The sequence below is a fragment of the Isoptericola sp. NPDC055881 genome (genome assembly GCF_053615895.1).
Window position 1 is genome coordinate 19,097 of record NZ_JBSHCR010000036.1, and the last position, 26,742, is coordinate 45,838.

24 protein-coding genes are annotated in these 26,742 nt (G+C 72.3%); 9 read left to right on the forward strand and 15 right to left on the reverse strand.

Annotation, left to right across the window (positions count from 1 at the left end):
* Positions 1–50: 50 nt before the first annotated feature.
* The 4 genes from ACWGKI_RS12365 to ACWGKI_RS12380 all read right to left on the reverse strand — a co-directional run bounded on the left by ACWGKI_RS12365 (position 51) and on the right by ACWGKI_RS12380 (position 4,905).
* Positions 51–989, reverse strand: a complete 939-nt coding sequence (locus ACWGKI_RS12365; RefSeq protein ID WP_452187318.1) for a carbohydrate ABC transporter permease — start codon at positions 987–989, stop codon at positions 51–53.
* The gene (locus ACWGKI_RS12370; protein ID WP_452187320.1) at positions 986–1,933 is read right to left on the reverse strand and encodes a carbohydrate ABC transporter permease; all 948 of its coding nucleotides are present in this window, start codon (positions 1,931–1,933) and stop codon (positions 986–988) included. Before ACWGKI_RS12370 ends, ACWGKI_RS12365 begins: the two co-directional genes overlap by 4 nt.
* 155 nt (positions 1,934–2,088) lie before the next feature.
* Positions 2,089–4,401, reverse strand: coding sequence for an alpha-galactosidase (locus ACWGKI_RS12375; RefSeq protein ID WP_452187321.1), 2,313 nt, complete (start codon positions 4,399–4,401; stop codon positions 2,089–2,091).
* Positions 4,402–4,455: 54 nt separating this feature from the next.
* Entirely contained in the window at positions 4,456–4,905 is a 450-nt protein-coding gene (locus ACWGKI_RS12380; protein WP_452187323.1) for a RidA family protein, read from the reverse strand.
* Positions 4,906–4,993: 88 nt separating this feature from the next.
* Here ACWGKI_RS12380 and ACWGKI_RS12385 point away from each other — a divergent pair, with 88 nt between their 5' ends.
* The 4 genes from ACWGKI_RS12385 (at position 4,994) to ACWGKI_RS12400 (ending at position 9,154) form a co-directional block, all read left to right on the forward strand.
* Positions 4,994–5,260, forward strand: a complete 267-nt coding sequence (locus ACWGKI_RS12385) for a DUF805 domain-containing protein (RefSeq protein WP_452187325.1) — start codon at positions 4,994–4,996, stop codon at positions 5,258–5,260.
* A gap of 212 nt (positions 5,261–5,472) precedes the next feature.
* Positions 5,473–6,627, forward strand: a complete 1,155-nt coding sequence (pdhA, locus tag ACWGKI_RS12390; RefSeq protein ID WP_452187327.1) for a pyruvate dehydrogenase (acetyl-transferring) E1 component subunit alpha — start codon at positions 5,473–5,475, stop codon at positions 6,625–6,627.
* Complete coding sequence (locus tag ACWGKI_RS12395; protein ID WP_380243881.1) at positions 6,624–7,625, forward strand: alpha-ketoacid dehydrogenase subunit beta; 1,002 nt, start codon at positions 6,624–6,626, stop codon at positions 7,623–7,625. The genes pdhA and ACWGKI_RS12395 overlap by 4 nt, the downstream gene beginning before the upstream one ends.
* 20 nt (positions 7,626–7,645) lie before the next feature.
* Entirely contained in the window at positions 7,646–9,154 is a 1,509-nt protein-coding gene (locus ACWGKI_RS12400; protein ID WP_452187329.1) for a dihydrolipoamide acetyltransferase family protein, read from the forward strand.
* A gap of 128 nt (positions 9,155–9,282) precedes the next feature.
* On the opposite strand, the gene ACWGKI_RS12405 is transcribed toward ACWGKI_RS12400, so the two are convergent.
* Genes ACWGKI_RS12405 through ACWGKI_RS12435 form a run of 7 tightly spaced genes read right to left on the reverse strand, consistent with a single transcriptional unit; the run spans position 9,283 to position 17,243 of the window.
* Positions 9,283–10,776 (reverse strand): NAD-dependent succinate-semialdehyde dehydrogenase, encoded by a 1,494-nt coding sequence (locus ACWGKI_RS12405; RefSeq protein ID WP_380243108.1) that lies wholly within the window; start codon positions 10,774–10,776, stop codon positions 9,283–9,285.
* Positions 10,773–11,579 (reverse strand): HpcH/HpaI aldolase family protein, encoded by an 807-nt coding sequence (locus ACWGKI_RS12410; protein WP_380243106.1) that lies wholly within the window; start codon positions 11,577–11,579, stop codon positions 10,773–10,775. The genes ACWGKI_RS12405 and ACWGKI_RS12410 overlap by 4 nt, the downstream gene beginning before the upstream one ends.
* Complete coding sequence (locus tag ACWGKI_RS12415) at positions 11,564–12,388, reverse strand: fumarylacetoacetate hydrolase family protein (RefSeq protein WP_380243103.1); 825 nt, start codon at positions 12,386–12,388, stop codon at positions 11,564–11,566. Before ACWGKI_RS12415 ends, ACWGKI_RS12410 begins: the two co-directional genes overlap by 16 nt.
* Complete coding sequence (gene hpaD, locus ACWGKI_RS12420) at positions 12,385–13,527, reverse strand: 3,4-dihydroxyphenylacetate 2,3-dioxygenase (RefSeq protein WP_380243101.1); 1,143 nt, start codon at positions 13,525–13,527, stop codon at positions 12,385–12,387. Before hpaD ends, ACWGKI_RS12415 begins: the two co-directional genes overlap by 4 nt.
* Positions 13,528–13,558: 31 nt before the next feature.
* Positions 13,559–15,094: a 5-carboxymethyl-2-hydroxymuconate semialdehyde dehydrogenase gene (gene hpaE / locus ACWGKI_RS12425; protein WP_452187332.1), complete on the reverse strand. Its 1,536-nt coding sequence runs from the start codon at positions 15,092–15,094 to the stop codon at positions 13,559–13,561.
* On the reverse strand, positions 15,094–15,798 hold the full coding sequence (locus ACWGKI_RS12430; RefSeq protein WP_452187334.1) for a GntR family transcriptional regulator: 705 nt from the start codon (positions 15,796–15,798) through the stop codon (positions 15,094–15,096). The genes hpaE and ACWGKI_RS12430 overlap by 1 nt, the downstream gene beginning before the upstream one ends.
* Complete coding sequence (locus ACWGKI_RS12435; RefSeq protein ID WP_452187336.1) at positions 15,795–17,243, reverse strand: fumarylacetoacetate hydrolase family protein; 1,449 nt, start codon at positions 17,241–17,243, stop codon at positions 15,795–15,797. The genes ACWGKI_RS12430 and ACWGKI_RS12435 overlap by 4 nt, the downstream gene beginning before the upstream one ends.
* Positions 17,244–17,339: 96 nt before the next feature.
* Between ACWGKI_RS12435 and ACWGKI_RS12440 the strand changes: the two genes are divergently transcribed.
* Complete coding sequence (locus ACWGKI_RS12440) at positions 17,340–18,722, forward strand: MFS transporter (protein WP_380243094.1); 1,383 nt, start codon at positions 17,340–17,342, stop codon at positions 18,720–18,722.
* 58 nt (positions 18,723–18,780) lie between these two features.
* Here the strand turns inward: ACWGKI_RS12440 and ACWGKI_RS12445 are convergent, their stop codons facing one another.
* The 3 genes from ACWGKI_RS12445 to ACWGKI_RS12455 form a co-directional block, all read right to left on the reverse strand.
* Positions 18,781–19,086, reverse strand: a complete 306-nt coding sequence (locus tag ACWGKI_RS12445; RefSeq protein ID WP_380243092.1) for a hypothetical protein — start codon at positions 19,084–19,086, stop codon at positions 18,781–18,783.
* Positions 19,087–19,335: 249 nt separating this feature from the next.
* The gene (locus tag ACWGKI_RS12450; RefSeq protein ID WP_380243090.1) at positions 19,336–19,950 is read right to left on the reverse strand and encodes a hypothetical protein; all 615 of its coding nucleotides are present in this window, start codon (positions 19,948–19,950) and stop codon (positions 19,336–19,338) included.
* 247 nt (positions 19,951–20,197) lie between these two features.
* Positions 20,198–20,899: an IclR family transcriptional regulator gene (locus tag ACWGKI_RS12455; protein ID WP_380243088.1), complete on the reverse strand. Its 702-nt coding sequence runs from the start codon at positions 20,897–20,899 to the stop codon at positions 20,198–20,200.
* 125 nt (positions 20,900–21,024) lie between these two features.
* Between ACWGKI_RS12455 and ACWGKI_RS12460 the strand changes: the two genes are divergently transcribed.
* Together ACWGKI_RS12460 and ACWGKI_RS12465 are read left to right on the forward strand one after the other, a co-directional pair.
* Positions 21,025–22,923 (forward strand): FAD-dependent monooxygenase, encoded by a 1,899-nt coding sequence (locus tag ACWGKI_RS12460; RefSeq protein ID WP_380243086.1) that lies wholly within the window; start codon positions 21,025–21,027, stop codon positions 22,921–22,923.
* Between the two features lie 194 nt (positions 22,924–23,117).
* Positions 23,118–24,275, forward strand: a complete 1,158-nt coding sequence (locus ACWGKI_RS12465) for a helix-turn-helix domain-containing protein (RefSeq protein WP_452187340.1) — start codon at positions 23,118–23,120, stop codon at positions 24,273–24,275.
* Positions 24,276–24,330: 55 nt separating this feature from the next.
* On the opposite strand, the gene ACWGKI_RS12470 is transcribed toward ACWGKI_RS12465, so the two are convergent.
* Complete coding sequence (locus ACWGKI_RS12470; protein ID WP_452187342.1) at positions 24,331–24,597, reverse strand: hypothetical protein; 267 nt, start codon at positions 24,595–24,597, stop codon at positions 24,331–24,333.
* Between the two features lie 594 nt (positions 24,598–25,191).
* Between ACWGKI_RS12470 and ACWGKI_RS12475 the strand changes: the two genes are divergently transcribed.
* Positions 25,192–26,343, forward strand: coding sequence for an LppM family (lipo)protein (locus ACWGKI_RS12475; protein WP_452187344.1), 1,152 nt, complete (start codon positions 25,192–25,194; stop codon positions 26,341–26,343).
* 134 nt (positions 26,344–26,477) lie between these two features.
* Positions 26,478–26,699: a hypothetical protein gene (locus ACWGKI_RS12480; protein WP_452187346.1), complete on the forward strand. Its 222-nt coding sequence runs from the start codon at positions 26,478–26,480 to the stop codon at positions 26,697–26,699.
* The last annotated feature ends 43 nt before the right edge of the window (positions 26,700–26,742 follow it).

The following is a 26,742-nucleotide window of genomic DNA, read 5'->3' on the forward strand; positions in this document are numbered from 1 at the left end:
GTTCTCTGGTGAGTGTTCGGGTGCGTGCGACGGCGGTCGGTGCCGGGCGGTCAGCCCTTGACGGCGCCGGCGGTGAGGCCGCCGACCAGGTACTTCTGCAGCGCGATGAAGGCGATGGCGACGGGGAGCGACACGACGAGCGACGCCGCCATGAGCTCGGGCCATGCCGTCGAGGCCTCGCCGATGAAGGTGTTGACCAGGCCCGGGGGCAGGGTCTGCTTCTCCGGGCCGGCGAGCGTCAGGGCGAAGACGAAGTCGTTCCACCCGCGGACGAAGGCGAACAGGCCGGCGGCGATCAGCCCCGGCGCCGCGAGCGGCAGGACGATCGAGTGGATGATCCGCAGGCGGGACGCGCCGTCGACGCGCGCGGCCTCGATGAGCTCGTCGGGGATCGTGTCGAAGAAGCCCTTGAGCATCCACACGCACAGCGGCAGCGTGAACGTGGTGAAGCTGAGCACCAGCGCGGTGTACGTGTTCAGCAGGTTGTACGCGCTGAAGACGCTGTAGAGGGTCACGAGCAGCAGCGCCTGCGGGAACATCTGCGACGCGAGCACCAGGTACATGAGCGAGCGGCGGCCGCGGTAGCGGAACTTGGAGAACGAGTACCCCATGTAGGCCGAGACCAGCACGGACAGCAGCGCGGTGATCACGGAGACGATCACGCTGTTGCGCAGGTAGCCGAACAGCTGGTCGTTGGAGGCGAGCGCCGCGAACGCGTCGAGCGTGGGGGCCGCCGGGAAGAACCGGGGCGGGTACGCGAACACCTGGTCGCGCGGGGTGAGCGACGTGGCCAGCAGCCAGTAGACCGGCAGGAGGCCGAAGCCGCCGCACACGACGACGGTGGCCCAGGCCGCGACGCGGACCCCTGGCCGTTCGGACCGCAGGGCGCTGCGGCGGCGGCGCTGCGGCGGTCGCGCGGCGCCGTCGGGCGGGACGGGCGCGGAGGGGGACGGGGTGGGCGCGGCGGGGAGCTGCGTCGTCGCGCTCATCGCTCCTCTCCCTTCTCCGAGAAGCGGACGTACACGACGACGAGCGCCATGAGCAGGATCATCCACAGCAGGCCCAGCGCCCCGGCACGGCCGAGGTCGAAGCCCTGGAACGCGGTCTCGTACACGGCGGTGGCGAAGGTCTGGGTGGCGCCCGCGGGTCCGCCGCCGGTGAGGACGTAGATGATGTCGAAGTGCTGGAAGTTCCAGATGAACTCCAGCAGCACCACCAGGCCGACGATGCCCTTGAGGTGCGGCAGCGTGATGGCGAAGAACCGGCGGACCGTGCCCGCACCGTCCATCTCGGCGGCCTCGTGGAGCTCGACCGGGACGGTCTGGAGGCCGGCGAGCAGCATGACCATCATCCAGGGGAACGACTGCCAGGTCTTCGCCAGGATGACGGCACCCATCGCGGTGCCTGGCTGGGCGAGCCACGCCTGCGGGTCGTCGATGAGCCCGACCGACTGCAGCAGCGCGTTCATCACGCCGTAGTTCGCGTTGAAGATCCACATCCACAGGAACGACACGACGACGCCGGGCACGAGCCAGGGGATGAGCATGAGGCCGCGCAGCACCTTGGCCCCGCGGATCCGCGTGTTCAGCGCCAGCGCGAGGGCGAAGCCGATGACGAACGGCAGGACCGTCGTGCCGACCGTGAAGACCAGCGTCTGGCGCAGCAGCCGCAGGAAGTCGCCCTGCAGCACGTCGACGATGTTCTGCAGCCCGACGAACGTGCGCCCGGGCAGCACGAGGCTCTGCTCGAAGAACGCCGTGACGAGCGCGGCGAGCAGCGGGTACAGCACGACGCCGGCCAGCAGCGCGACACCCGGCAGGAGCAGCAGGACGGCGAACTGCCCGTCGCTGAGCCGACGTGATGCGGTCTGTGACTTTCTGTGTTCAAGAGTGTGAGTTTGTGAACTCATCGTGTCCACGTCCCTGTGGGTCATCCTCGGCAACGAGGGTGATGATCTGGTGTCCGGGACACACTCTGGCCGAAGTTGGCCGTTCTGGTCAATCGCTGCTGGTCTCGGTGCGGTAACAACCTGCCGCATCTGTGAACAGAAACTCACAGATCGGTTCACAGATGCGCACAGCGCGGCGATCAGTCCACGGCCTCCACCAGCAGCACCAGGGAGGTCTCCGGGACGGCCTCCGGAGCCTGCAGGCCGGAGACGGCGAGCGCCCGGCCGGTGAGCACGGTGCCGCGCGGCACGTCGTCGGGCCGTGCGGGCCGCGGCTGCGGCGTGACGCCGTCGGACGCCACGGCGCCGTCGGCCGACGGCAGCCCGAACCACGGCGGAGCGTTCCAGAAGCCGAACGCCTCGCGGCTCGCTGTCAGCGGAGTGACGCGATACCGGCGCTCGCGGTCCAGGCCGCGCAGGGTGATGCGTCCGGGCGGTGCGGTCGCCGGGCGCGTCAGCGTGGCGAGCTGGAACAGGGCCCGGGAGCGGTCGTCCGCGACGACGCCCCACACCTGCAGGCCGTCCTCGGCCGGCACGTCCTGACGCACCAGCCTGCCCGTGTGCAGCAGCCCGCGCTCGGCCTTGTAGAGCTCGACCCAGCCGGACAGCTCGGCGAGCTGTCCGGGCGTCGCGCGCGTGAGGTCCCACTCGATCCCGAAGTGCCCGAACAGGGCGGTCGCGGCGCGGAACGCCACGGACGACGTGCGGCGCGTCTGGTGGCTGACGTCCGCCGCGACGTGCGCGCCGAGGTACTCCAGCGGCAGGAGCTGCGCCGTCCACGGCTGCATCTGCTGCCGCTCCAGCGGGTCGGTGCAGTCCGACACCCAGACGCGCTGCGTGTGCTCGGCGACGCCGAGGTCGACGCGCCCGCCGCCCGACGAGCAGGACTCGATCTCCAGCCCGGGGTGGCGGCGGCGCAACTCGGCCATGAGGCGGTACGCCGCCAGCGTCTGCGCGTGCACGACGGGGCGGCCGTCGCGGCCCGAGCCCGGGTCGACCAGGTCGCGGTTGTGGTCCCACTTCACGTAGTCGACGCCGTACCGGCCGATGATGGCGCTCATCCGCTCCAGGACGTGCGCGGCGGCGTCGGGGTTCGCCAGGTCGAGCACGTGCTGGTGCCGCGACGGGACGGGCACGCGCCCGCCCGTCCCCATCACCCACTCCGGGTGGGCACGGGCCAGGTCGCTGTCGAGGTTCACCATCTCGGGCTCGAACCACAGGCCGAGCTCCATGCCGAGGCCGTGCACGTGGTCGGCGATGGGGTCGAGGCCGTCGGGCCAGACGTCCTCGTCGACCTCCCAGTCACCGAGGCCTCGCGTGTCGTCCCGCCGGCCGCGGAACCAGCCGTCGTCGAGCACGTACCGCTCGACGCCGAGCGCGGCCGCGGCGTCGGCGAGCGCGGTGAGGCGCTCCAGGTCGTGGTCGAAGTACACGGCCTCCCACACGTTCAGGGTGACCGGCCGCGGGCTGCGGGGGTGCGCGGTGCGGCGGCGCAGCATCCGGTGCAGGCGCGCGGCCTGCGCGTCCAGGCCGTGGCCGTGCACGCCGTAGACCCAGGGCGTCTCGTACTCCGCACCGGTCGCGAGGGTGACCTCGCCGGGCAGCAGCAGCTCGCTGCCGCCCAGGGCGTGCTCACCGGTGGGCAGGCGTTCGGCCCAGTGCCGGTGGTTGCCCGACCAGCCCACGTGCACGCCCCACACCTCGCCGTGGCCGAAGCCGAAGCCGGGCACGCCGGCCGTGAGCACGGTGGGGGCCTCGAAGCCGGTGCGCCCTCGCCGGCCCTCGCGCAGGTGCGAGCCGACGGTCAGCGCGTGCCGCTGCGGCACCCGCTCCTTGCCCCACCGGCCCGTGAGGTCGAGCAGCTCCCGGGCGCGCGGGGGCACGGGCAGGGTGACGCCGAGCTCGTGCACGCGGTACGGGTCCGCGCCGTCGTTGCCCAGCGTCGCCCGGGCGCGCACGACGCCGTCGGGCGTGAGCTCGACGTCGAGGGCGAGCGTCAGCCCCGCGACGGCGTCTGTCGCCGTGACGCGCAGCGCGCCGGCGCCCGCCTCCGTGAGACCCGTGGGGAGGGCGGCGCCGCAGAGCGTCGCGGCCGTCGTCGTGAACGCCGGCGACCAGCCCTGCCCGTCGCGCTCGCCCGCGAGGCCCGGGCGCCCCAGCCAGCCCGTGCGCGGCTCCGGGACGAGCGCGAGGCGCACCGGCTCGTCCGGGGCGCTGTTCGCGAGCGGAGCCGCCGCCGCGAGGACGACGGCGGCCGCGTCCTCGGCGGTGAGCGGGCCGAGGTCGTCGCCCCAGTGGACGACGGCGGGCAGCTGCCCGCCCCGGACGTCGACCAGCAGGCTGACGCCGTCCGCCCGCAGGTGGACGAGGGCGTCGACGGCGGAGCCGGACGAGCGGTGGTCGGTGGCGTCGGTGGTGGCGGCGGCGTCGGCGCGGCCGGAGGAGGCGGTCACGCCCCGAGCCTGCCAGCCGCGGGACGAGGGTGGGGCGAACCAGCGCCGCAGACGTCAGGCCTCGGGGACCGTCGCGACCGCCTCGACCTCGACCAGGGCGCCGGGCCGGGCAGGCGCGACGGCGAGCACGGTCACGGCGGTGCGGGAGCGCCAGACGCGCCCGGAGGCGGCGTAGGCCTCGTTCGCGTCGACCGACGGGTCGAGGTAGATGGTCAGCTTCGCGACGTGCTCCGCGTCGGTGCCGGCCTCGGCGAGCACGGCGAGCACGTTGCGCAGCGCCTGCTCGGTCTGCGGGCCGAGGCCTCCCTCGACGAGAGCGCCGTCGGGGCCGGTGCCGTTCTGGCCGCCGACGTACAGCGTGCGGCCGGCGGGCAGGACCATCCCCTGCGCGAACGCGGGGTTCTGGTGCAGCGAGGGCGGGTTGACGGGCGTCGGCGTCGACATGGTGCGTCCCTTCGTCGAGGTGCGGGTCGAGACATCGAGCATCTCGCCGGCCACCGACACGCGGCGACCCTCGACCAGGTCTCCCGGGTCGTCTTCTGGGTCGCCTTCCGGGTTGCGGTCGCGCCGGGCTGGAGAAGACTCGCTGACCATGGACAACGTGGACTACGACCAGCTCGCGGACGACTACGGGTGGCTCGCCGGCGGGGCGGCGATCGCTGTGTACGTCGCGATCCTGGTGGTCGTGCTGATCGCCTACATCCGGATCATCCAGAAGGCGGGGTACTCGGGGTGGTGGGTGCTCGTCGCGTTCGTCCCGATCCTCAACCTGGTGATGTTCTTCGTCTTCGCGTTCGCACGCTGGCCCGTGCAGCGTGAGCGGGACGCGCTGCGGGTGGGCCAGGCCTACCCGCGCTGACCTGCGGCCGCAAGGACGAGGCTCGGACGCCTTGGAGGAATCCTCCAAAACGACTGGGGGGACATTGGCACCACCGTCGGGGGGTGCTCCCCATGGACGGCAACCTACGCTGGCGTAGGCTACGAAGGCGTAGGTTCCGGTGGTTCCCGCCGGAACCTTGCCCGTGCCGCAGCAGTCCACCCCCGCCTGGGGCCGCTAGCGAAGGAGAACGCGTGCCGCAGCCCACCACCGGCGAGCCCGAGGTCGTGCCCGCCGACGTCGAACCGCTCGTGCAGCTCGTCTCGCCCACCGGCGAGCGTGTCGTCGAACCCGACAACGCGACCTACCGTTCGCGTGTCGACCACCTCACCTCCGAGGACCTCCGCGCCCTGTACCGCGACATGGTGCTGACGCGACGGTTCGACGACGAGGCCACGGCCCTGCAGCGCCAGGGCGAGCTCGCGCTGTACGCGCAGGGCCGTGGCCAGGAGGCGGCCCAGGTCGGGTCGGCGTACGCCCTGGCCCCGCAGGACTACGTGTTCCCGTCCTACCGCGAGCACGGCGTGCTCCAGGCGCGCGGCGTCGACCCGGTCGACCGCCTGCGCCTGTACCGCGGCGAGGACCACGGCGGCTGGGACCCCAACGCCCACAACGTGCACCTGTACACGCTGGTCATCGGCTCGCACGTCCTGCACGCCACCGGCTACGCGATGGGCGTGCAGCGCGACGGCGCGGTCGGCACCGGCGACGCCGGGCGCGACGCCGCCGTCGTCACCTACTTCGGCGACGGCGCGACGAGCCAGGGCGACGTGAGCGAGGCGCTCGTGTTCGCGGCCGTGAACAACGCGCCCGTCGTGTTCTTCCTGCAGAACAACCAGTGGGCGATCTCCGAGCCGACGTCGCGCCAGACGCGCTCCCCGCTCTACCGGCGGGGCGAGGGCTTCGGCATCCCGAGCGTCCGCGTGGACGGCAACGACGTGCTGGCCTGCTACGCCGTGACGGCGGAGGCGCTCGAGCGTGCGCACTCCGGCGGCGGCCCGACCTTCGTCGAGGCGTACACGTACCGGATGGGCGCGCACACCACCTCCGACGACCCGACCCGGTACCGGGCCCGCGCCGAGGAGGACTACTGGGCCCGCCGCGACCCGATCGAGCGGCTCGCCACGCTGCTGCGCGCCGAGGACGCCTGGGACGACGCCTGGGCCGCCGACCTCGACCGGGAGGCCGACGCCCTGGGCGAGCGGCTGCGCACCGAGGTCCGGGAGCTCGGCGCACCTCCGACCTCGACGATGTTCGAGCACGTGTACGCCACCGAGCACGCCCAGGTGACGACCGAGCGGGAGTGGTTCGAGCAGTACGAGAACGAGACGAGCGAGGCGACCCGATGAGCGAGACCCTCACCTTCGCCCGCGCCATCACGGAGGGCCTGCGCTCCGCGCTCGAGTCCGACCCGAAGGTCCTCGTCATGGGCGAGGACGTCGGCCGCAACGGCGGCGTCTTCCGCGTCACCGACGGTCTGCAGAAGGACTTCGGCGAGGACCGCGTCGTCGACACGCCCCTCGCGGAGTCCGGCATCGTCGGCACCGCGATCGGCATGGCGCTGCGCGGCTACCGGCCCGTGTGCGAGATCCAGTTCGACGGCTTCGTCTTTCCCGCCTACGACCAGATCACGACGCAGCTCGCCAAGATGCACTACCGCTCGCGCGGCAAGCTGCAGGTGCCCGTCGTCATCCGCATCCCCTACGGCGGCGGCATCGGCGCGGTGGAGCACCACTCGGAGAGCCCGGAGGCGCTCTTCGCGCACACCCCGGGGCTGCGCGTCGTCTCGCCGTCCACCCCGCAGGACGCGTACGACATGATCCGCGCGGCCGTCGCCTCGCCGGACCCGGTGCTGTTCTTCGAGCCCAAGGGCCGCTACTGGTCCAAGGGCGAGGTCACCAAGAGCGCCTACCCGTCGGTCCAGGCGGCCGGCGCCGCGGACGTGCTCAACCGGGCGCGCGTCGCGCGGCAGGGCACGGACGTCACGCTCGTCGCGTACGGGCCCACGGTGGCGACGGCCCTCAAGGCCGCCGACGCGCTGGCCGTCGAGGGCACCAGCGCCGAGGTCGTCGACCTGCGCTCGATCTCGCCGCTCGACGTCACGGCCGTCACCGAGTCCGTGCGTCGCACCGGGCGCTGCGTCGTCGTGCACGAGGCGCCGACGTTCCTCGGCTCGGGCGCCGAGGTGGCGGCCCGCGTCAGCGAGGAGTGCTTCTACGTGCTGGAGGCCCCCGTCCTGCGGGTCGGCGGCTTCCACGCGCCGTACCCGGTCGCCAAGCTCGAGCACGAGTACCTGCCGAGCGTCGATCGCGTGGTGGACGCCGTCGACCGCGTCCTGGCCCACTGAGAGCGGACCGAAGGAGAACGATGACGACCCAGCGGTTCCCGCTGCCCGACGTGGGCGAGGGCCTCACCGAGGCCGAGATCGTGGAGTGGCGCGTCGCCGTCGGCGACACCGTCGCCGTCAACCAGGTGATCGTGGAGATCGAGAGCGCGAAGTCGCTCGTCGAGCTGCCGTCGCCGTGGGCCGGCACCGTCACGGCGCTCCTGGCCGAGGAGGGCACCACCGTCGACGTCGGCACGGCGATCATCGAGATCACCACCGGCGCCGAGGCGCCCGGCTCCTCCGGCGGACGCACCGACGACGGCTCCGGGGAGGCCTCCTCCGACGAGCCTTCAGAAGACGCCGCGGGCGAGGGCTCGGGCTCCGTGCTCGTCGGGTACGGCACGGGCGCCGGTGCGGGACGACGTCGCCGCCGCCGCGGCGCCGCCCCGGAGCCTGGTGCCGCGACCGCGGCTCCCGCGGCTCCCGCTGCTCCCGCTCCGGCTCCTGCCCCGGCGCCCGCGCCTGCTCCGGCGCCCGCGCCCGCGCCTGCTCCGCGTCCGGCTCCTGCTCCCGCCGCTGCCGGGCCCGCGATCGAGAAGCCGATGGCGAGCGTCCCGGCGTCGTCCGTCGCCGGGGCGCAGAGCGCCCGCGTGCTGGCCAAGCCGCCGGTGCGCAAGCTCGCCAAGGACCTCGGGGTCGACCTCGCGTCCGTGCACCCCACGGGCCCGGGCGGGATCGTCACGCGGGAGGACGTCGTCGCGCACGCCGAGGGCGCCGCGCCGAAGCCGCTCGCCACGTACCCCGACGACGACCAGCCCTGGCTCGCCTCCGGCACGGTCAGCACGGACGGCCGCCAGACCCGCGTTCCGGTGAAGTCGGTGCGCAAGCGGACGGCCGAGGCGATGGTGGCCAGCGCGTTCACAGCCCCGCACGTGACCGTCTTCCAGACGATCGACGTCACCAAGACGATGAAGCTGGTCGCCCGTCTCAAGGAGGACCGCGACTTCGCGGACGTGCGCGTCACCCCGCTGCTCATCGCGGCGAAGGCCGTGCTGCTCGCCGTGAACCGGCACCCGCAGATCAACGCGAGCTGGGACGACGTCGCGCAGGAGATCGTCTACAAGCACTACGTGAACCTGGGGATCGCGGCCGCCACGCCGCGCGGGCTCGTCGTGCCGAACATCAAGGACGCGCACACGCTCGACCTGCTCGGCCTGGCGAAGGCGATCGCGACCCTCACGTCCACGGCGCGCGCGGGTCGCACGCAGCCGGCGGACATGGCGGACGGCTCGATCACCATCACCAACGTCGGCATCTTCGGCACCGACACCGGTACCCCGATCCTCAACCCGGGGGAGGCGGGCATCCTCGCGTTCGGCGCGATCCGGAAGCAGCCCTGGGTCCACAAGGGCAAGATCAAGGCGCGCTGGGTCACCCAGCTCGCCCTGTCCGTCGACCACCGGCTCGTCGACGGCGAGCTCGCCGCCCGCTACCTGGCCGACGTCGCGAAGGTGCTGGAGGATCCGGCCCGCGGCCTCGTCTGGGGCTGACCCCGCGAGGTAGTGAGGAGAAGGCCGAGGTAGTTCGAGCTCTGGCGAGGTAGTCAACTACCTCGCGGACTCTCGAACTACCTCGGCCTTCGTCGAACTACCTCGCGGGTCTTTGGACTACCTCGCGGTCACAGGGGCATGCCCACGTACTGCGTCTCCTGGTACTCGGCGATGCCCTCGAAGCCGCCCTCGCGGCCGGTGCCGGACTGCTTCATCCCGCCGAACGGCGCGGCCGCGTTGGAGATGACGCCGGCGTTGAGGCCCAGCAGGCCGAACTCGAGGCGCTCGGCGAACGCGAGCCCACGACGCACGTCGCCGGTGAACACGTACGACGCCAGCCCGTACTCCGTGGAGTTGGCGAGCTCCGCGGCCTCGTCCTCGGTGCGAAACGTCGCCACGGGGGCGACGGGGCCGAAGATCTCCTCCGTCATGCAGCGGGCGTCGGCGGGGACGTCGCGCAGCAGGGTCGCGGGGTAGAAGTGGCCCGGGCCGTCGGGGCGGGCGCCGCCGACGACGACCTGCGCCCCGCGGGCGACGGCGTCGTCCACGAGCGCGGCGACGGAGTCCACGGCCTTGGCCTCGACGAGCGGGCCGAGCGTCGTCCCGTCCTCGAGGCCGTCGCCGGAGACGACGGCGCGGAACCGCTCGGCGAGACGGGAGACGAACTCGTCGGCCACGGACTCGTGCACGTAGAAGCGGTTCGCCGCCGTGCACGCCTCGCCGCCGTTGCGCAGCTTGGCGGCCATCGCGCCGTCGACGGCGGCGTCCAGGTCGGCGTCCTCGAAGACGATCAGCGGGGCGTTGCCGCCCAGCTCCATCGAGGTGCGGAGCACGTTCCCGGCGGCCGACCGCAGCAGCGACTGCCCCACCGGCGTCGAGCCGGTGAACGACACCTTCCGCAGCCGCGCGTCCGCCAGCAGCGGCTCGCTGACCGCCGACGCGGAGGCCGACGGCACCACGTTGAGCACACCGGCGGGCAGCCCCGCCTCGACCATCAGCTCCGCGAAGAGCAACGACGTCAGCGGGGTGAGGCGGGCCGGCTTGAGCACCATCGTGCAGCCGGCGGCGACGGCCGGCGCCACCTTGCGGGTGGCCATCGCCAGCGGGAAGTTCCACGGCGTGATGAGCAGGCACGGGCCCACCGGGCGACGCTGCACCAGCAGCCGCAGCGACCCCTCGGGGGAGTGCGTGTAGCGGCTGTCGTCGTGGGTGGCCTGCTCGGCGAACCAGCGCAGGAACTCGCCGCCGTAGGTGACCTCGCCGCGCGCCTCGGCCAGCGGCTTGCCCATCTCGAGCGTCATGAGCAGCGCCAGGTCCTCGCGCCGCTCCTGCACGAGGGCGAACCCCCGGCGCAGGATCTCGGCGCGCTCGCGGGCGGGGGTCGCGCCCCACGACGCCTGGGCCGCTGCGGCGGCGTCCAGCGCGGCCCGGGCGTCGTCGCCGGACGCGGACGCGACGTGCGTCAGCGTCTCCTCGGTGGCGGGGTTCTCGACGGCGAACGTGCCGCCGTCGGACGCGTCGCGCCACGTGCCGCCGATCAGCAGCCCGGTGGGCGTGGTGGCCAGGAGCTCGGCCGCGCGCCGGCGGACGTCGGCCGTGGTGGTCGGGGCTGTCGTCGTCATCGGGGTCCACCGTCCTTCGTGCGAGCGGCGACGCGGGCTGCGAGCTGCTCCGCGCCGCGGGCGATCAGGGTGACGTCGGCGCCGACGACGACGTAGGCCGCGCCGGCGTCGAGGTAGCGGTCGGCCATGGCGGGGTCGAACGCGTTGACACCGACGGGGGTGCCGGTGCGGCGGCCCGCGTCCAGCGCCGCGAGCACGGCGTCCACCACCTCCGGGTGGTCCTGCTGCCCGAGGTGGCCGAGGGAGGCGGCCAGGTCGGCGGGCCCGACGAGGACGGCGTCGACGCCGTCCGTCCCCGCGATGGCCTCGGCGTCCTCGATCGCGGCCCGCGTCTCGAGCTGCACCACCAGCGTGATGCCGTCGTCCGCCTCGTCGAGGTAACCGGAAACCCGGTTCCAGCGGGAGGAGCGGGCGAGCGCGCTGCCGACGCCGCGCACCCCGGCGGGCGGGTAGCGCACGGCGCGCACGGCCTCCTGGGCCTGGCGGGCGGAGTCCACCATCGGCACCAGCACGTTGGTGGCACCGAGGTCGAGCACGCGCTTGAGCGTCACCGCGTCGCCCCAGGGCACGCGCACGAGCGTCGCCACGGGGTACGCGGCGGTGGCCTGGAGCTGCGCGAGGACGGTGGTGAGGTCGTTGGGCCCGTGCTCGCCGTCCACCAGGACGACGTCGAGGCCGCTGCCGGCGAGGATCTCGGCGGCGAGCGGGCTGCCCAGGCTGGACCAGGCGCCCACCAGGGGGCGGCCGTCGGCCTCGGCGAGGAGGGCGGCCAGCGAGCGGTCGGTGGTCAGACGAAGCGGCATGTCACGGCTCCCAGGCTCCCAGTGCCGGCGTGGTAGTCGGCGTGCACGGTGTCGCCGGGGTGCACCCACGTGGGGCGGGTGAACGACCCGGCCAGGACGGTCTCGCCGGCGGCGAGCGAGTCGCCGTGCGCGGCCAGCTTGTTCGCGAGCCAGGCGACGCCCGCGGCGGGGTGGCCGAGCACGCCGGCCGCCACCCCGGTCTCCTCGATCGTCTCGTTCCGGTACAGCAGCGCGGACACCCACCGCAGGTCGACGTCGTCCACCCGGACGGGGCGGCCTCCCACGACCATGGCGCCCATGGCGGCGTTGTCGCTGATGGTGTCCACGATCGTCCGGCCCGGCATCTCGACGCGGGCGTCGAGGATCTCCAGCGCGGGCACGACACGGTCGGTCGCACGCAGCACGTCGGTGACGGTGACGCCGGGGCCGACCAGGGGCTCGGCGAGCACGAAGGCGAGCTCCACCTCGACGCGCACGTTCGAGTACGCGGCGTGCTCCACGACGCTCCCGGACTCGAGCACCATGTCGTCGAAGATGACGCCGTAGTCGGGCTCGGTGATGCCGGTCGCGGCCTGCATGGCCTTCGACGTCAGGCCGATCTTGTGCCCGACGACGCGGCGCCCGCGCGCCTCGCCACGCTCGCGCCAGGTGCGCTGCACGGCGTACGCGTCGGCCACCGTCATCCCCTCGTGCCGCGCGGTGAGCAGCGGCACGGGCGTGCGGGTGCGGTCGGCCTCGGCGAGCTCGTCCGCGATGGCGACGACGGCGTCGTCGTCCAGGGTGCGCCCGCCGTCGGGGTCGGCCGTCACAGCGTGGCCCCCAGCTTGAAGCCCTGCTCCGTGTCGCCCTTGCGGGTGTAGGAGAAGCCGTCCGCGCCGACGGTCACCTCCATCTCGGAGTCGTCGGTGCGCGCGACGACGGGCTGCGGGTTGCCGTCGAGGTCCAGCACGAGGGACGCCTCGGTGTACCAGCTCGGCACGACGGGGTTGCCCCACCAGTCGCGGCGCTGGTTGTCGTGCACGTCCCAGGTGACGACGGGGTTGTCGGGGTCGCCCGTGTAGTAGTCCTGCGTGTAGATCTCGACGCGGTGCCCGTCCGGGTCGCGCAGGTAGAGGTAGAACGCGTTCGAGACGCCGTGGCGGCCGGGGCCACGCTCGATGGCGTCCGAGCGGCGCAGCGCGCCGAGCTTGTCGCAGATGGCGAGGATGTTGTGCTTCTCGTGCGTGGCGAAGGCCACGTGGTGCATGCGCGGGCCGTCGCCCCCGGTCATGGCCGTGTCGTGCACGGTGGGCTTGCGCCGCATCCACGCCGCGTAGACGGTGCCCTCGTCGTCCTGGATGTCCTCGGTGACACGGAAGCCGAGGTCCTGCATGAACTTCACGGCCCGCGGCACGTCCGGGGTCACCTGGTTGAAGTGGTCCAGGCGGACCAGCTCGCCGGGCGTGTGCAGGTCGTAGCGCCACGACAGCCGCTCGACGTGCTCGGACTGGAAGAAGAACTCGTACGGGAAGCCGAGGGGGTCGATGACGCGCACCGACGCGCCGATGCCCTTGGTGAAGCCCTCGGCGGCGCGGCGCACCTCGCAGCCGAGCTCGGTGTAGAAGGCGACCGCCTTCTCCAGGTCCTCCGGGGTGCGCACGCGGTAGGAGAACGCGGCCACCGCGGCCACCTCGCCCTGGCGCAGCACGAGGTTGTGGTGGATGAACTCCTCGGTGGAGCGCAGGTAGACGCTCTCGCCGTCCTCCTCCGTGACGTACAGGCCGAGGACGTCCACGTAGAACTCGCGAGAGGCCGCGAGGTCGGTGACGACGAGCTCCATGTACGCGCACCGCAAGATGTCCGGCGGCGGGGAGGACGGCGTCGGCGTCGGGTTGGCGCAGCTGATCGGGGCCTCCTGGCTCACGTAGAAGCCGGAGGAGGTGAGGGTGCGGTCCTTGAGGTGGGTCATGTCTGGCGTCCTTGCCTGCGTGCCGGGGAGGTCAGTTCTTGCCGAAGGTCGGGTTGTGGACCTTGCCGAGCGTGATGTGCACGGCCTGCTGGTCGGTGTAGAAGTCGATGGAGCGGTAGCCGCCCTCGTGGCCGAGGCCGGAGGCCTTGACGCCGCCGAACGGGGTGCGCAGGTCGCGCACGTTGTTCGAGTTCAGCCACACCATCCCGGCCTCCACGGCCTGGGAGAAGTTGTGGGCGCGCTTGAGGTCGTTGGTCCAGACGTAGGCGGCCAGGCCGTACTTCACGCCGTTGGCCAGCTCGAGCGCCTCGGCCTCGGTGTCGAAGGGGGTGATGGCGACGACGGGGCCGAAGATCTCCTCCTGGAAGATCCGGGCGTCGGGCTTGACGTCGGCGAACACCGTGGGGGCCACGAAGTTGCCCGTCTCGAAGCCCTCGGGACGTCCGCCGCCGGCGACGAGCCGGGCCTCGGTCTTGCCGATCTCGACGTAGCTCATGACCTTGTCGAAGTGCTCCGGGTGCACGAGGGCGCCGACCTCGGTCGTCCTCTCGTGCGGGTAGCCGACGCGCACCCGCTTCGCCTGCGCCGCGTAGCGCTCGACGAACTCGTCGTACACGGACCGCTCGACGAGGATGCGCGACCCGGCGGTGCACCGTTCGCCGTTCAGCGAGAAGACGCCGAAGATCGTCGCGTCGACGGCGGCGTCGAGGTCGGCGTCGGCGAACACGATCGCGGGAGACTTGCCGCCGAGCTCCATCGACAGGCCCTTGAGGTACGGCGCGGCGTTGCCGAAGATGAGCTGCCCGGTGCTGCTCTCGCCGGTGAAGGAGATGAGCGGGACGTCGGGGTGCTTGACCAGCGCGTCGCCGGCCTCCTCGCCCAGCCCGTTGACCAGGTTGAACACGCCCTGCGGCAGCCCGGCCTCCTCGAAGATCCCGGCCCACAGCGACGCCGAGAGCGGCGTGAACTCGGCGGGCTTGAGCACCACGGTGTTGCCGGTGGCGAGCGCAGGCGCCAGCTTCCAGGACTCGAGCATGAACGGCGTGTTCCACGGCGTGATCAGGCCGGCGACGCCGATGGGCTTGCGATTGACGTAGTTGATCTGGCGCCCGGGCACCTTGTAGGTGTCGTCGGCCTGCGCCACGACGAGGTCCGCGAAGAAGCGGAAGTTCTCCGCCGCGCGGCGGGCCTGGCCCAGGGCCTGCGTGATCGGCAGGCCCGAGTCGAACGACTCCAGCTCGGCGAGGCGCGCGTCCCGCGACTCGACGAGGTCGGCGATCCGGTGCAGGACGCGCGAGCGCTCGCGCGGCAGCATCCTCGGCCACGGCCCGTCGACGAACGCGCGGCGGGCGGCGGCGACGGCGGCGTCGACGTCGGCCTGCTTGCCCGCGGCGGCCTGCAGGTACGTCTCGTTGCTCACCGGGTCCAGCACGTCGAACGTCGCGCCGTCGACGGAGTCGACGAACCGGCCGTCGATGTAGTGCTGGATCGCGGTGGGCAGGTCGGCGGGGCGGTGCGGCTGCGGCATGGTCTGCTGCGTGGTCTGCTGCGTGGTCTGCTCGGTCATCACTTCTCCGAAAGGGGCGGTCGGTGGGTCGCCTGGTAGGCGAGCACGGCGTCGAGGGTGGCGGTGCGGTGCCGGCGGGCCGCGAGCTCCACGTCGGTCGCGGAGGTGCGCCCGGCCTGCAGCGCGGCGACCAGGTCGAGGATCTGGTCGTGCTCGGCGACGGACTCGCGCGCCCGGCCGGGCACGAACGAGAACGACGAGTCGCGCAGCACGGTCATGCGGCGCCAGCCCCGGTGCACCAGGTCGAGCACGTGCGGGTTGGGGCACGGCTCGAACAGCACCGCGTGGAACTCGAGGTTGAGCTCCGTGAAGCGGTGGGGGTCGAAGTCGGCGAGGCAGCGGTGCATCCGGTCGTTGACCTCGCGGGCGGCGGCGAGCTGCGCGGCGCTCAGGTGCGGGGCGGACAGGGCGGTGGCGAACCCCTCCACGAGCGCCAGCGTCTCCATCGTGTGCTGGTACTCGGTCTCGTGGAGGAGGGCGACCTGGGCGCCGACGTTGCGCTCGAACGTCACCAGGCCCTCGGCCTCCAGGCGACGGATCGCCTCACGCACCGGCACCACGGACATGTCGAGCTCTCCCGCGAGCTGCGCCAGGACCAGCCGGTAGCCGGGCACGTAGCGGCCGTCCTCGATCCGCTCGCGCAGGAACGCGTACGCGCGTTGCGACTTGCTCACGGAGGCGGCGGGCCCGGCGGCGACGCTCATCCGGCACCCCCGGCGGTCTCGCGCTCGTACCGCGCGCGCCACTGCGCGTTCATGGGGAACAGCCCGTCGACGGCCGCGCCGGCGGCGACCTGCCGCGCCACCCAGGCGTCGGCGGCCTCCTGGGCCTCGGCCTCGGCGAGCACCTCCTCGACGAGCGCGGGCGGGATGACGAGGACGCCGTCGCCGTCGCCCACGACGACGTCGCCCGGCTGCACCGCGGCGCCGCCGCACGTGACGGTCACGTCGGTCTCCCACGGCACGTGCCGGCGCCCCAGCACGGACGGGTGGGGGCCCTGCGAGAACACGGGGATGCCGATCTCGGCGACGGCGTCCGCGTCGCGCACACCGCCGTCGGTGACGATCGCGGCCGCGCCGCGAACGTGGGCGCGCAGGGCGAGCACGTCGCCGACGGTCCCGGTGCCGCGCTCGCCGCGCGCCTCGACGACGATCACCTCGCCCGGTCCGACGCCGTCGAACGCGCGCTTCTGCGCGTTGAAGCCGCTGCCGTGGGACGCGAACAGGTCCGGCCGGAACGGGATCAGCCGCAGGGTGCGGGCGGTGCCGACGAAGCGGTCGCCCGGGTGGTTGCCGTGCACGCCCTCGACGAAGACGTCGGTGTAGCCGCGCTTGCGCAGCGCCGCCGACAGCGTGGCGACGGCGACGGCGGCGAAGCGCTCGCGGTGCGCGTCGGTGAGGGCGAACGTGGGCTCGGGCGCGGGCGCGGGGGTGCCCCATGCCTCGGCGCGCTGCTTCTCGTCCACGGACGGCTTCGACCCGAAGTCGCCGAAGGCGCGGGTGCCGGCGGTGACCGTGGTGACGAGGCGGCCGCTGCTCGGGGCGCCGGGTGCGTCGGGGGCGTCGACCTCGACCTCGACGACCTGCCCCGGCTCGACGACCGAGGAGCCCGCCGGGGTGCCCGTGAGGATCACGTCGCCGGGCTCGAGGGTGAGGTGCTGGGAGAGGTCGGCGACGAGGCGGCCGAGGTCGAAGAGGAGGGTGCCGGTGGAGTCGTCCTGCACCAGCGCGCCGTCCACCCAGGTGCGCACGCGCAGGCCTGCGGGGTCGACGTCGGCCGCGGGGATCCACTCCGGGCCGAGCGGCGTGAACCCGTCACCGCCCTTGTTGCGCAGGTTGGAGCCCTTGTCCGCGGCGCGCAGGTCGTAGAGGCCGAAGTCGTCCGCGGCCGTCACGGCGTCGACGTGCGACCAGCCGTCGGCGGGGGAGACCCACCGCGCTGCGGTGCCGATGCGGATCGCGACCTCGCCCTCGAACGCGAGCAGCTCGGTGCCGAGCGGCCGCTCGATCGTGCCGCCGGTGCCGGCGAGCGACGAGGCGGGCTTGAGGAAGTAGGACGGCTGGCCGGGCGTCCGGCCCCGCTGAGCAGCGCGGGACGGGTAGTTCAGGTGGACGGCGATGATCTTGCCGGGGAGGTCGTCGGTGACCACGGGCACCCCACTGTCGAAGGAACGGCGATGTCGTATCCCACATGATATACGATTCCTCGAACGGCACCACCCCGAGGACAGAGAGGTCTCCCGGACATGACCATCGGCACCGCAGCCGCCCCCAGCGACACCGACCGTCGCGAGCTTCGTCGCGTCGCCTTCGCGACCGTCATCGGCACCACCATCGAGTGGTACGACTTCTTCCTCTACGCCAGCGCCGCCGGGCTCGTGTTCGGCACGTTGTTCTTCGAGCCCGCCGGCCCCGGTGCAGCCACCCTGCTGTCGTTCGCCACCGTCGGGATCAGCTTCCTGTTCCGTCCGCTCGGCGCCTTCCTCGCCGGGCACTTCGGCGACCGGATCGGCCGCAAGGCCATGCTCGTCGTCACGCTCGTCCTCATGGGCGGCGCCACCACGCTCATCGGCCTGCTGCCCACCTACGAGTCGATCGGCATCGCCGCGCCCGCGCTCCTCGTCCTGCTGCGCATCGTGCAGGGCCTGTCGACCGGCGGCGAGTGGGGCGGCGCCGTCCTCATGGCCGTCGAGCACGCGCCCGACGGGCGTCGCGGCCGCATGGGCGCCTTCCCGCAGATCGGCGTCCCCATCGGCCTGCTGCTGGCCTCCGGCGTGCTCGCCCTCATGACCGGCGTCGTCTCCCCGGGCGACGCCTTCGTCCAGTGGGGCTGGCGCGTCCCGTTCCTGCTGAGCATCGTGCTCATCGGGGTCGGGATCCTCGTGCGGCGCTCGGTCGAGGAGAGCCCCGTCTTCCTGGAGATCGCCGAGAAGAAGGCCGCGGCGAAGACGCCGATCCTCACCCTGTTCCGCAAGCACTGGCTGCTCGTGCTGCTCGCCGCGCTCACCTTCGCGGGCAACAACGCCGCCGGCTACATGACGACCGGCGGCTACCTCCAGAACTACGCGACCACGCCGGTCGCCGACGGTGGGCTGGTCGGCATGGACCGCACGCCCGTGCTGCTCGCGGTCGCCTGCGCGTCCGTCGTCTGGCTGGCCTGCACGTTCGCGGCGGGCGCCCTCTCCGACCGCATCGGGCGGCGGAACACCTACATCATCGGCTGGGTCGCGTTCCTCGCCACCGTGTTCCTGCTGTTCCCGCTGGTGAACACCGGCAACCCGTGGCTGCTCTTCCTCGGCGTGGCCCTGTTCGCCATAGGCAACGGCTTCACGTACGGGCAGCAGGCCGCGTACTTCGCCGAGCTCTTCCCGGCGTCGATCCGCTACTCGGGCGTGTCGATCACCTACGCCATCGGCGCCATCCTGGGCGGCGCGTTCGCACCGACCATCGCGGCCTGGCTGGTGCAGCGCACCGGCACCGCGACGTCCGTCGCGTTCTACGTCGCGGGCGTCATGGTGGTGGCGTTCGCCGCCACGCTGCTGCTGCGCGACCGCACCGGCATCCCGCTCGGCCCGGAGCACGAGGAGGAGCAGGCCGCGAGCCCGATCTACGGGGTCTCGCACGTCTGATGTCCGGCCAGGGGTCGCGCCGACCTGTCACGGCCGGCGCGATCCCTGATCGCGCTGGCTAGTCCTCCGTCAGTGTCAGCCCGTCCGGGAGGCCCGCGACGGCCACGAGACTCCAGTCTGAGGCCGTCTGCTTCGTGGTCTTCACGGAGATGACACGCTTCCCGGGCGCATCAAAATGGACGACCGACTCAACGGGGACCCCGTTGCAGGGCCACACCTCTGGTTCGCCGGTTGCCTCGTCCTGGCCCTTGTCCCAGACGCGGATCTCGCCGTCGCCGTGGCAGACGAAGTAGCGGGTGTAGAACCGATCCGCGACCATGACGGTGAACCGTGCGGAGCCAGTTCGGTTGGTGGCGGGCTTCATCAGGAGTGCTGATCCTGCTGGATACCAGCCGTCGTTTGCGCCAGGCGCAGGAGTTGTAGCGGCCGAAGGCTCTTCCTTGGGAGGACGCGCCGTGCCCAGCGGCTCCGTCTCGACGGCCGCGGTCGATGGTGGGCCTGTGCAGCCAGCCAGGAATGCCGCGAGCGTGACAGGCAGAGCGGCGCCCGATATCCGCGATAATCTCATCCCGCGCCTCTCTCCACAGCTTGCTTCGACGAAGACCTGTCGGCGCTAGATCCTCTTGTCCCAGATCTTCCAGTTCTCACGGTAAGGGGCAGAGAAGGAGCCGTATTTCCAGGTCGAGTATGTGCAGTTCGAATAACGGTGAGCGGTCTTATAGCGCACCACTTCCTTCCAGTTGCCGTAGTCGCCGTACTTTCGGGTGTGGGCGGGAACCTTGCCCGAGACCTCGGCCCCGTACTCCGTCGTGTTGGACTTCTCGATCCCGCCGTTGACGGTCGCGCTCACCTTCGCGAAGATGGCGGCCTTGGCTTCGGCGGTCACGGAACCGGACACCGACCACCTGGTCGTCTTGGTCTTCTTGGTCGACCACTTGAAGCGAATCGCGCTGCTTCCGCGGTTCGACACTGCCGTGGCATAGGCGACGTCCATCTTGTTGGGCTTGTTCGTGAGGACGATGGCCTTGCCTGGCGTGCATCGCGCCGAACGCAACTTGCCGCTCGCGGCGCCGTCCTCCATCCAGAGGAGTTCCTCGCCATCCACTGTCAGGCCGCCGAGCGAAGCGTCGGTGGGCGGCGCGGGTGCAGGGGCAACGGCCGCATCTGGGGGTTCATTCGTGCCCCTGGAGGCCATCGCGGCCGTTGGCGTCAGGAGGCTCGCCGTCACTGCTATCAGGGCAGCACTCGCAGTCAAGAGCTTGTGGGGTCGCGCCCGAGATGATGGTCTCGGATCATTCCGAGAATAATGGGTCATAGATTGGACGCTAACACCGCGCGGCCGTGATCGGCAAAGTCCGGTTGTCGATGTTTCAAATTGACGAGCCGAGAGCGAATCTAGCGGAAAAGAGGTGGCTCAGAGATATCGATCAGGCGGGTTTCTCAATCAAGCAGGTGTGCCTGGGCGCGCACGCGCCTCACTCGCCCAGGGCGCTCCGCACCGCCTCCGCCGACCGCTGGAGGCGGGCGGCCACCCGCTCTGCGCTCACGTCGTGAGAGACGTGCACGACGGCGAGTGCCGCAGGGCCTCGTCCTTGGACCGCGAGCGGCACGGCCACCGACCGCAGGCTCGGGATGACCTCGTCGTGGCTGGTCGCATATCCGCGGGCCGCCACCTCGGCCACGGCCTCTGCCACCTCGGGCGCGGATGCGGGCCACCGCGCCGGGGGCAGCTGGGACAGGATCGCCTTGCCGGGGGCACCCCGGGTGATGGGGTGCCGTGCGCCGGGGCGTTGCGCCACGGGCGCCACGGCGTGCCGCGGCTCGACGCTGACGAGCGTCACGCACTCGTCGTGGTCGAGCACGGCGAGGAAGCAGGTCATCCCCAGGTCGTTCGCGACGGCGGTGAGCTCGGGGAGGGCCTCGGCCTGCAGGTCGTGGGCGACGCCGGCGGCCAGCGCGGCCATGCGTGCACCGAGGGCGACGTGCCCGTTCGCGTCGCGCACCACGAGGCCGTGGTGCTCCAGGGTGCGCAGCAGGCGGTAGGCGATCGAGCGGTGGACGTCGAGGCGCGCGGCGACGTCGTCGATGGTCAGCGGCTCGCGGGCGTCGGCGAGCGTCTCCAGGATGCGGATGCCGCGGCTGAGCGTCTGGGACGGGGGTGCGCCGGCGTCGGCCATCGTCGATCCTCCGTGAGCTAGGCTGCATTCAATAGTAGAACGTCGCGTTCGAATATAGAACGCGATGGTCGACCGTGCAACGCCCGACGCGGAGGTCGGGGCATCGACGACGATGAGGAGTGCTCGTGCAGTTCCACCACCACGGCTATGTCTCCGGGGACCCGCGGGTGCTGCCGCCCGCCGGCACCGGGGTGGACCGCCCCGTCGAGCTGCCCGACGAGGTCGACGTCCTCGTCGTCGGGTCGGGCCCCGCGGGCATGCTGCTGGCGGCGCAGCTGTCGCAGTACCCGGACGTCACCACGCGGATCATCGAGAAGCGCGAGGGCAGGCTCGAGCTGGGACAGGCCGACGGCATCCAGCCGCGCAGCGTCGAGACGTTCCAGGCGTTCGGGTTCGCGGAGCGCATCGTCGCCGAGGCGTACAACATCGGCTGGATGAACTTCTGGGGGCCGGACCCGGAGAACCCCCAGCACATCGTCCGCACCACACGGACCGAGGACTACGGCCTCAAGATCAGCGAGTTCCCGCACCTGATCGTCAACCAGGCGCGCGTGCTCGACTACTTCGCGGAGGCCGCCGCGCACGGACCGGGCCGGATCGTGCCCGACTACGGCGTCGAGTTCCTCGGTCTCACCGTGCACGACGGCGACGACGCCGGCGAGCACCCGGTCGAGGTGCGTGTCCGCCACGTCGCGGGCGAGCGCGCCGGCGAGGAGCGCACGGTGCGCGCGAAGTACGTGGCCGGGTGCGACGGCGCCCGCAGCGGCGTGCGGGAGGCGATCGGCCGCAAGCACGTCGGTGAGTTCGCGGCGCACGCCTGGGGCGTGATGGACGTGCTGGTCAACACCGACTTCCCGGACTGGCGCACCAAGTGCGCCATCAACTCCGAGGCCGGCAACATCCTGCTCATCCCGCGCGAGGGGGGGTACCTGTGCCGCGTGTACGTGGACCTCGGCGAGGTGGCAGCGGACGACCACCACCGGGTCCGCAGGACACCGATCGAGGAGATCGTCCGCCGGGCCAACGAGATCCTCACGCCCTACCAGCTCGACGTGAAGGAGGTGGCCTGGCACAGCGTGTACGAGGTGGGCCACCGCGTGACCGACAAGTTCGACGACGTGCCCGACGGCGAGGAGCACCGCACCGCGCGCGTCTTCCTCACCGGCGACGCCTGCCACACCCACAGCGCCAAGGCCGGGCAGGGGATGAACGTCTCGATGCAGGACGGCTTCAACCTCGGCTGGAAGCTCGGGTCCGTGCTCACCGGCCTGGCCCCGGAGTCGCTCCTGGCCACCTACTCGGCCGAGCGCCAGCCCGTGGCGCAGCAGCTCATCGACTTCGACCGCGAGTGGTCGAGCCTCATGGCGCGCAAGCCCGAGGAGATCTCGGACCCGCAGGAGCTGGCCGACTACTACCTGGCGACCTCGGAGTTCCCGTCGGGCTTCATGACGCAGTACGGGCCGTCGTCGATCGTGGCGGGAGACGCCCGACAGGAGCTCGCCGAGGGCTTCCCCGTCGGCAAGCGGTTCAAGTCCGCCGAGGTGACGCGCGTCTGCGACGGCAACGCGGTCCACCTGGGGCACCACGCCAGGGCGGACGGGCGGTGGCGGGTCTACGCGTTCGCAGACGCCGCCGCACCGGGTGCGGGGTCCGCGCTCGAGACCTGGGCCCGGTGGCTCGCCTCGGACGACTCGCCCGTGGGCCGGTACACGCCCCCCGGGGCGGACGTCGACGCCGTGTTCGACGTCAAGGTGATCTACCAGCAGGGCTTCCAGGACGTCGACCTGTCGGCCGTGCCGGACGTGTTCCGTCCGCAGACGGGACCGCTCGGGCTGACCGACTGGGAGAAGGTCTACGCGGCCGGACCGACGGTGTGGACCGGCACCGACATCTTCGCGGAGCGCGGCCTGTCGCGCGACGGCGTGGTCGTCGTCGTGCGGCCCGACCAGTACGTGGCTCACGTCCTGCCGCTGACGGCGACCCGCGAGCTGGGGGAGTTCCTCGCGGGGGTGTTCGGCCGCTGACCCTGCCTGCGCGGCAGCTCTCCAGCGACGTTTCGGACGCAGCGGACAGTCGTGCGCAGGTCGGGCAGGGACGGTGTCGCCCGGGCTAACAAGTGGATTGCGATTTCTGCACGGCGGCCTGAGTGGCGCGGACGGGGACTGATACTCGAACGAGTCCACCCGGGTCCGAGCGTCAGGAAAGGCGGGCGTGCGAGATGAAGCGAGAGCTCGAAGCGTTGGCCGCCGTGGCCCGTGAAGGGTCGATGGCGCGTGCTGCCAGCACCCTGCACGTGGCGCCGTCGACGGTGAGTCGCTACGTCGACTCGTTGGAACGGTCCGTGGGACACAAGCTGGTCCGGCGGGCCGGGTCCGGCCCCCAGGCGCGGGCGCACCTGACCCAGCAGGGGCGCCGGGCCCTGGCGTACGGCTGCCCGGTGCTCTGCGGCATCCGCTCCCTCGGATTCTCCGGGCCCTCCGGCCCGGAGGACCCCCGGTGCCCCGCCGGGGAGGACCTGCCGTGCGTGGGCTTCGGGGGGTGTCTCGGGCGTGGCCAGGTCGACTCGTGGGTCGGGCTCCCCAGCCCGGTCGACCAGGACGAGATCGACGACGACCTCTGGGCCCTCGGCCAGCTGCGCGCAGGGGCCACGGCGGTGCGCGGCGCGGAACCGGCGCTGGCGAGGTCGACGCCGATCTGGATCAGCAGGGTGCACCTCGACAGCGCGCTGCAACTGTCGGACGGGTCGGACGTCGAGGAGCTGCGGCACCGCACGATCCGGTCGGCCGAGCGCTGGCACGCCGACGTGCTGCGGCGGGCCGCCTTCGTGCACCGGGAGACGCCGTCGGTGCAGGTCGTCCTCGACGGGAGGCTGCACCCCGACGACTACGCCACGGCGGAGGAGTTCGCGGCGGCGTGCGCGGCGGTGCGCCCGGGGATCAAGCGGGTCGTCGGGTTCGCCGGGCGGGTCCTGACGCTGCAGCGCGGTGAGCTCTCCGAGATGGCGCGAGCGCGGTTCGTCGAGCGGCACCGGGAAGCGGTGCGCGAGCTGGCCGCCCTGGAGCCCGAGGTCGCGCACGCCGAGCAGGTGCTGGCCGACCTCCATGCGAGCTGGCTGCGGGCGGATCAGCGGTACGACGAGGTGGTGCTCTCCACCGCCCGCGCCGCGGCGATGCGCCTGGGCTACTCGGTCCCGGTGATGTTCGAGACCTGTGACCCCGGCGAGGGCGAGTTCGACGAGGCGCGTGAGGCGGTCGAGCGGGCGATGCTCAAGCAGCTTCCGGTCATCGGTACGCGGCAGCGCGCCGGCGAGGCCACCGGTGCCACCGTCGTCTCGGCGTGGCGCGCCGCCGGGCTCGCGGTGTCCGCGGCGGCGTGACCCGTCCGACGGGTCCCGCGCCGGCGCGACGTGACGGGACGACCTCCCGCTGGCGTCAGCGGCCGCGCTGCACGGCGTGCCGTGCGAAGACCTCGCGGTAGACGTGCAGCCGCTCGACCTGGAGGTCGGCGAACATCGGCACCTCGATCTCGTCCGGCGGCTGCGCCGCCAGCGCGGCGAGGATGTCCGACTGCTGACGGTCGACGGCGGCGAGCCGCAGGCGGTCGGCGGGCGTCAGCCAGCAGAAGGTGTCGGCGAGCGTCGGAAGGCCGACCTGCCGCAGGACGCCCCCCGTCCAGGTGCTCTCGGTCGCCCCGGTCATGGGCGCGAGACCGAGTCGATGAACTGGGCGATCCCGATCCCGGCGAGGCACGACGCGATCATCAGGGGCGCCCACCACGGGGGCAGGTGGCGCAGGATCCCGCCCCTCGACCGCCGTCGCCGTCGCCGACGAGACCGCTCCTGGTGGCGTCCCTGCCCGCGCGGGCGCGCGACCTCGGGCGCTGGAGCTCGCGAGACGACGTCCGGTGTCGGACGTGCCTCGGTCGTCGGAGTGGTCATCGCGGTCCCTTGGCATGGGTGGGTGCAGAGCGGGGACCTGACCGCCGGACGGTGAGCCTCCCCGTCCCATGATCCGGCTTCCTGAGGCGCCGAAGATCGGTGTTGCAGAATCTGCACGACGGCAGTTCGGCGCCGTGCCGGGCGGCATGATGTGGAGCGCGGACCAGGCGGGAGATCAGCGGTCGGGTCCGTCGACGGTCGGACTGTGCCCCGCTGGGGGTGGCGCGGTCCGACCGTCCCTGTCCTGGCAGCGACGCGGGCGCGTCACTCAGTTGTCGCCCGCCTACTACTCATTCCTCCGCGGGCGGCCATCCGGGGACGGGCGGCTCGCCCTCGTCACGGGAGATTGGCACGCGTGAACACTCCGCACCGGCGCGCCCCCGCGCGCACAGCCCTGGCCGCGCTGGGAGCCGTGGTCAGCCTGCTCGTCCTGGCCGGCTGTATGAAGATCGACATGGACATGATCGTGTCCGAGGACGACACCATCTCGGGCTCCATGATCATGGCGCTCCAGGACGACGCCGCCGAGTCCTTGAACGAAGATCCGCAGGACCTGTGGGACCAGTGGAACAAGGAGCTGACGCCGACTCTCGGCGACGGGATGTCGCAGGAGGAGTTCGCCCAGGGCGGGTTCACCGGCACCCGGATCATCTTCAAGGACCAGCCGCTGCACGAGTTCAACGCGGGGGGCACGGCCGGCGAGGAGCTGACCATCGTCCGCGACGACGACGCGTTCGTCGTGGACGGCGTCGTCGACCTGTCGGAGGCGGGGAAGCAGCTCAAGGCCCTCCCGCGAGCCGTGCGGGACACGTTCGAGGTCCGCCTGACCATCGGCTTCCCCGGCCCCGTCTTCGAGTCGAACGGCACCATCGACGGCAACCAGGTGACCTGGTTGCCGCCCGTCGGGAAGTCGACCGAGATCCACGCACGAGCCCGCGCGACGGCGCATCCCGCCCCCACGGCGTCCCCGGCCGCGGAGCCGACCGCGGCCCCCGCGCGGGATGGGGTGTCCTCCTCGGCCGGTTGGTACGTGGCAGGACTGGTCGCGTTGATCCTCGTCGTGGTGCTGATCCTGCGGGCACGGACGAACCGCGCCCGGGCGACCTCCTCGGAGCCGAGCCCGAAGGCCTTCACCGGCGCGGCCGGGGCCGCTCCCGGTCTCGGCGACGTGATCTTCGGCGAGCGACCGCGTCCTGACGGCGAGGCGCAGCACGACGTCGTCCCGAAGCCCACGCCGAGCGAGGCTGCGCCGCCCCCCGCGCCCGCCCAGGAGAGTGCGGCGCCCGCTGCCGCCGAGCCGGAGCCGAAGGAGCCGGAGCCGACGAAACCGAAGCCGACCGAGCCGGCGGCGATGGCCCGGGCGGTGGTGGAGCGGGCGTTCGCGACAGCCGCGGGGTCGACGGCGGCACCGGAGCCTGCGGCGGAAGCGGTCGACGACGACGCCTCCGAGCCGGCGGAGCCGAAGGAGCCCGAAGTGCGCGAAGAGGGCGAGCAGCCGAACGGCTGACCATCGGCAGTGGTCCGGCTCGCGGGTACTCAAACCTTGCTCGCCCCGGGCGTGCATGGTGATCCGGCGCTCCTCGCTCGGTAGGTTCGTGGCCCAGGGCACACGGTCGTGCCGGGCCTTCGGAGAGGAGTGACGTGGAGCTGCGCGAGATCGAGATCGACGGGACGAGGACGCCGACGGCGCATCGGCTGCGCGACACGCTGCGGAGGTTCATGGACGACGCCGAGGAGCCCGGCATGCCGGGTCGCGAGGCGCTCGAGCCGATGCTCGCGGCCATCGTCGACGCTCTGGCCGACCTGGAGGATTCCGCGACGACCGCCGCTCGCTCACCGTCCGACGACGACTCCGTGCGCTGACCGAGACATCGAAAGCGCGGCGACGGCTCATCGTGGTGAGCCG

Excerpts from the sequence above, each read along its gene's own strand:
- ACWGKI_RS12365 (WP_452187318.1), bottom strand. The coding sequence starts at position 989 with ATGAGCGCGACGACGCAGCTCCCCGCCGCGCCCACCCCGTCCCCCTCC.
- ACWGKI_RS12370 (WP_452187320.1), bottom strand. The coding sequence starts at position 1,933 with ATGACCCACAGGGACGTGGACACGATGAGTTCACAAACTCACACTCTT.
- ACWGKI_RS12385 (WP_452187325.1), top strand. The coding sequence starts at position 4,994 with ATGGACAACGTGGACTACGACCAGCTCGCGGACGACTACGGGTGGCTC.
- ACWGKI_RS12395 (WP_380243881.1), top strand. The coding sequence starts at position 6,624 with ATGAGCGAGACCCTCACCTTCGCCCGCGCCATCACGGAGGGCCTGCGC.
- ACWGKI_RS12400 (WP_452187329.1), top strand. The coding sequence starts at position 7,646 with ATGACGACCCAGCGGTTCCCGCTGCCCGACGTGGGCGAGGGCCTCACC.
- ACWGKI_RS12405 (WP_380243108.1), bottom strand. The coding sequence starts at position 10,776 with ATGACGACGACAGCCCCGACCACCACGGCCGACGTCCGCCGGCGCGCG.
- ACWGKI_RS12410 (WP_380243106.1), bottom strand. The coding sequence starts at position 11,579 with ATGCCGCTTCGTCTGACCACCGACCGCTCGCTGGCCGCCCTCCTCGCC.
- hpaD (WP_380243101.1), bottom strand. The coding sequence starts at position 13,527 with ATGACCCACCTCAAGGACCGCACCCTCACCTCCTCCGGCTTCTACGTG.
- hpaE (WP_452187332.1), bottom strand. The coding sequence starts at position 15,094 with ATGACCGAGCAGACCACGCAGCAGACCACGCAGCAGACCATGCCGCAG.
- ACWGKI_RS12430 (WP_452187334.1), bottom strand. The coding sequence starts at position 15,798 with ATGAGCGTCGCCGCCGGGCCCGCCGCCTCCGTGAGCAAGTCGCAACGC.
- ACWGKI_RS12440 (WP_380243094.1), top strand. The coding sequence starts at position 17,340 with ATGACCATCGGCACCGCAGCCGCCCCCAGCGACACCGACCGTCGCGAG.
- ACWGKI_RS12445 (WP_380243092.1), bottom strand. The coding sequence starts at position 19,086 with ATGAAGCCCGCCACCAACCGAACTGGCTCCGCACGGTTCACCGTCATG.
- ACWGKI_RS12455 (WP_380243088.1), bottom strand. The coding sequence starts at position 20,899 with ATGGCCGACGCCGGCGCACCCCCGTCCCAGACGCTCAGCCGCGGCATC.
- ACWGKI_RS12465 (WP_452187340.1), top strand. The coding sequence starts at position 23,118 with ATGAAGCGAGAGCTCGAAGCGTTGGCCGCCGTGGCCCGTGAAGGGTCG.
- ACWGKI_RS12470 (WP_452187342.1), bottom strand. The coding sequence starts at position 24,597 with ATGACCGGGGCGACCGAGAGCACCTGGACGGGGGGCGTCCTGCGGCAG.